Annotated in this window: 1 protein-coding gene; it reads left to right on the top strand. The window is 58.3% G+C overall.

The window, feature by feature from the left end:
• On the top strand, positions 1-381 hold a 381-nt coding region (locus tag MPC4_RS05925; RefSeq protein ID WP_280514746.1), incomplete at both ends, for a hypothetical protein.

Here is a 381-nt window from a genome sequence, read left to right as displayed (position 1 = left end):
GCTGATGTCATGGCGTTTCGTGGCGACACAGGCGGCAGTGTCTGGCCGGTCAACATGACTATAGAGCGGGAGCGCAACCGCAATACGCTGAGTATCCAGGAGCTGGATTTTCAGCATCAGCCCTGCGCTTTCTTTGCACGTATTGTGATGGTCCTGCTGCATAACCTGTGTCCGGACAGCTTCCGGATACATTCTTCAGACGAGGGTCGCAGCTGGGCGTTACCGTTACGCTGGATTGAACAACATCTCGGTCTGCCTGAGCAGCCGACGCTGACCGCGCCTCAGTCGGTACTGAAAACACCGGTAGGCGAGGGCGCGTTTGATTCCCTGCTGCTGCAGCTGCTCTCCGGTGGTGAGCGGGTGCTGAGCAATGAGGACTGG

The sequence above is a fragment of the Methylocella tundrae genome (genome assembly GCF_901905185.1).
Taxonomy (GTDB): domain Bacteria; phylum Pseudomonadota; class Alphaproteobacteria; order Rhizobiales; family Beijerinckiaceae; genus Methylocapsa; species Methylocapsa tundrae.
The sequence above is the reverse complement of the archived record's forward strand: the minus strand, read 5'-3'. Positions and strand labels throughout refer to the sequence as shown.